Origin of the sequence: Streptomyces blattellae (assembly GCF_009709555.1) — a bacterium.
In the GTDB taxonomy this organism is placed as follows: Bacteria; Actinomycetota; Actinomycetes; order Streptomycetales; family Streptomycetaceae; genus Streptomyces; species Streptomyces blattellae.
Map to the genome: position 1 here is coordinate 1 of NZ_WJBG01000173.1, position 3,701 is coordinate 3,701.

3 protein-coding genes and 1 pseudogene are annotated in these 3,701 nt (G+C 64.3%); 1 reads left to right on the top strand and 3 read right to left on the bottom strand.

What is annotated here, in order from left to right:
* Positions 1 to 846: 846 nt before the first annotated feature.
* From GFH49_RS22380 to GFH49_RS22390, 3 genes and pseudogenes are all read right to left on the bottom strand, one after another.
* Positions 847 to 1,134, bottom strand: a complete 288-nt coding sequence (locus tag GFH49_RS22380; RefSeq protein ID WP_155057892.1) for a hypothetical protein — start codon at positions 1,132 to 1,134, stop codon at positions 847 to 849.
* A gap of 13 nt (positions 1,135 to 1,147) precedes the next feature.
* Positions 1,148 to 1,468: a hypothetical protein gene (locus GFH49_RS22385; RefSeq protein WP_196218090.1), complete on the bottom strand. Its 321-nt coding sequence runs from the start codon at positions 1,466 to 1,468 to the stop codon at positions 1,148 to 1,150.
* 23 nt (positions 1,469 to 1,491) lie between these two features.
* A pseudogene (locus GFH49_RS22390) lies at positions 1,492 to 2,213 on the bottom strand (IS630 family transposase); the annotation flags it as partial.
* A 237-nt stretch (positions 2,214 to 2,450) separates the two neighbouring features.
* Here GFH49_RS22390 and GFH49_RS22395 point away from each other — a divergent pair.
* Positions 2,451 to 3,677, top strand: a complete 1,227-nt coding sequence (locus tag GFH49_RS22395; protein ID WP_155053965.1) for an IS110 family RNA-guided transposase — start codon at positions 2,451 to 2,453, stop codon at positions 3,675 to 3,677.
* The last annotated feature ends 24 nt before the right edge of the window (positions 3,678 to 3,701 follow it).

The window sequence follows — 3,701 nt, forward strand, 5'->3', positions numbered from 1 at the left end:
CGGTCCGAGATGGCCAGCAACGCCCGCACCGTATGCAGACGTTCGCCGCCGGTGCTGCGCTCTTCGACCATGTCGCCGCTGTCCCCCACGGCGTCAGCGAGCAGCCCGAAAGTGTCGTCCTGACCGTGAAACCCCGAGTCGGGCGGCTTTCCTCGGCCCACTCGTATTCGGCGAGGGGGACCTTGCCATCCTCGCTGTTGATCATGCATTTAGCAAGGACACCGTTCGGATGCCAGCGCTTGAACTCTCCGGACACGAACTCCGTTGCGCGTGCAGGTCACGCGGCTCACCAGATGTCCCGCCAGGTAGTCCTCTGCGCCCCCTGTATAAGGCTCCTCGGCATAGAGCAACCGATGATCGAAGCCGATGCCGACCTCGTCGTCGTCAATGTCGATTCGTCGCATTTTCACTACCACGGGATCTTCACAGCCGCGCACGGATTTCCTTGGCGATTTCCATGAGGCTCGACAGGTCCTCAGCCGACATGACGTAGTCGAAACCCCCGATCCGCTCCGAAAATTCTTTCGACAAGGCGACATGATGGGTTCTCACATAAAACCAGAGATCCCCCCGCCACACCCATTCTCCGTCCGAGTAGATGGAGTCGCCGCCAAAAGTGATCAGCGATCTTCATGGGAAGCCTTTTCTGCAGCACGGGGAGGAACGTTCGTCAGAAGCCACCATTGAAGATCCTTGGAGTCTGGCCAGGCCCGGTCTCCTGCCGCAGCGCTCTTTCTTCGTGAAGAGCCCCGTTCTTGCACCAGTCACGGAACGAACCGTCGCGAAATTCGCCTGTGTACGTCACCAGACGCACACGACGACCCGCAAGGCACCTCTCATCTTTGATTAGTTTGGCGGGACCGGCTGCTTTTCCTGCCCCTCGAAGAGATACTGGTACATGCTCTGCAGATATCCGTACAAGGAATCCTCGTCATCGAACTCGATGTCCGTGAGATGCTCGTACTCCCCAACGGAAAGCTCGCGTGTGCGCAATACAGCCTCTAGCCCATCTCGGACAGCACTGACATATTCTTCCTTAAAGGCGTGCAAGGTCGGACGCAGGTAACCTGTTGTGTCGTAGGCCTGCTCCAAACTCAGGTACACCTTGACGAACTTTTCAAGTTCTCTGTTCATAAATCAACCTCGATCATGGGTGACGGCCCGGTGCAGGGTTGGCGTACATGGTAATGAGCTTCCAGTCGCCGTCCTCCATACGATAGACGGGACGGATGGTGCCACCCTCGAAGTTGACGGGAAGGAATTCGTTCAGATCCGCCGGGTTGCGATAGAAACCAGTGAAACGCGTATGCCCCTCTGGCCCGAGGAGATCCGCGATCGGCAACTCGGCGTCCGGCGGCTCCCCCGTACGCGCGATCTCCTGACGGAAGTACTGGTCGGCCCTGACCATGTCCTCGGCATCGTTGAAACGGGTCGCGTACGGACCCACCCGGTGCGGACCACCGTGCACCCCGTCGACCGTGGTGCCGGTACTCAGGTTGAATCCGCGATGTCCGGCTGGTTGATCAGGCCGGTGAGGTCCAGGCCGGTGGTCGGCAGGCAGCCCTCGATCAGGTGCGGGCGGTACTGGATCTTCTTCAGCTTCCGCTTGATCACCTGGGTCAGATGTGCGAGGTCAGCGGCGGCGAAGTCGGCCAGGGCCCGTTTCAGCAGGCTCCAGATCCCTTCCTGCGGGTTGAGTTCGGGCGCGTACGGCGGCAGGTGGAAGATCACCAGCCAGTCCTTGTGCTCCTCGGCGAAGTCGAACAGCTCCTGCTGAAGGTGCACATTGAGGTTGTCCCACACCCACACCACGGGGGTGCCCAGCTGCAGGTGCACCATCTGGATGAAGTCCCGGTAGTCGTTCCAGGCGACCGACTTCGGTTCGCCCTTGCGGCCGTGGTAGACGTGCAGCTTGAAGAACATCCGCGCCCGTCGGCCGGCCTTGAAGCACACCGCGCCGGCGATGTTCACCCTGCCTCCGCGCCGTCCGGCCACCCGCACGATGGGCCGTGCCCCGCGAGGCGCCCAGGTCCGCCCCTTCGGCGGGATCAACGACTGCCCGGCCTCGTCCGCGAAACAGATGTAGGCATCCAGGTGTGCGGCGGTGGTTTTACCCGCGGCCACACCTCGGCCTTCCACACCTCGATCACCTCCTCGCTGCGCTCCAGCGACCGCCGCAGCGGTACCTGGCAGCTCCAGCCGTGCCGCCTAATGGGAGCTGCCGGGTCGGAGAGACTCGGTGCCGTAGCCGCCAGCAGGTGAGCACTTATGTCGCCGGAACCACTGTGAGTTCTGTGGTCAGACCGTGCCCCTGCTGGTTGGCCGGAAGGCCATGACCGCTGATGGGGTGGCGTGCCCGCCGAGCTGAGCGTGAGCACTGGATCCATTAGGCCGCGTGCCGTGTCTTCCGCGGGCTGCATGACCGGGAAGTACCTGACCTGGAGGATGAGTTGCTGCTGATCGGCGACGACTGGGCCGAGGACCACCACGATGTCGAAGTCCAGGACACCACCGGCCGCCGCCTCGCGACCGCAAGGTTGCCCGAGGGCGCGGACGGTATCACCAAGCTCCACGAGCTTGTGGCGAAGCATGCGGGTGAGGACCTCGTCCCCTGCGACGTGATCGTCGGGATCGAGACGGACCGCGGCACCTGGGTGCAGGCCCTGCTTGCGGCCGGCTACCGGGTCTACGCGATCAACCCTCGGCAGGTCGCCCGGTTCAAGGAGCGGTACAGCACCTCCGGCGCCAAGAGCGACAGAGGCGACGCCCACGCGCTGGCCGACATGGTCCGCATCGACCGCGACCAGCTGCGGCCCATCGCCGGCGACAGCGACCAGGCCCAGGCCGTCAAGGTCGTCGCCCGCGCCCACCAGACCCTGATCTGGGAACGCACCCGCACCTTCCAACGACTGCGCAACACGCTGCGCGAGTACTTCCCCGCAGCCCTGAACGCCTACGCGAGCCTGGAGCTGACCAGCACCGACGCGCTGGAACTGCTCATCAAGGCGCCCACCCCCCAGGCGGCGGCCAGGCTCACCCGCATCCAGATCACCGCCATCTTGGCCCGCGCCCGACGCCACAACCGGGACCAGAAGGCCGGGGCCATCCAGGCCGCCTTGCGCGAGAAGCACCTGGAACTGCCCGAGCCGGTGGCCGCCGCCTACGGGGCCACCACGACCGCCCATGCTCGTCTCCTGATCGCCCTCAACGAACAGATAGCCGCGATGGAAGAGCAGGTGAAGGCGCATTTTCTCGCGCACCCGGACGCTGAGATCTACCTCTCCATGCCCGGCATCGGAGAGATCACCGGCGCCCGGGTGCTCGCCGAGTTCGGGGACGATCCCACCCGTTACAGCTCCGCCAAGGCCCGCAAGAACTACGCCGGAACCAGCCCCGTTACCCGGGCCTCCGGCAAGAGCCACACCGTCCAGGCCCGCTACGTGCGCAACAACCGGCTCGCCGACGCGCTTCAGCGCCAGGCGTTCTCCGCCCTGCGGGCCTCACCCGGCGCCCGCCGGTACTACGACAAGCAGCGAGCCCGCGAGGCCGGCTACAACTCTGCCCTCCGCCAGGTCGGCAACAGGCTCGTCGGCATCCTCCACGGATGCCTCAAGACCCGCACCCTCTACGACGAAGCAACCGCCTGGTCGCACCACGCACAACCCCATACCGCTTGACACCAAACGACATGGGGTGTCTGA

Excerpts from the sequence above, each read along its gene's own strand:
- GFH49_RS22380 (WP_155057892.1), bottom strand. The coding sequence starts at position 1,134 with ATGAACAGAGAACTTGAAAAGTTCGTCAAGGTGTACCTGAGTTTGGAG.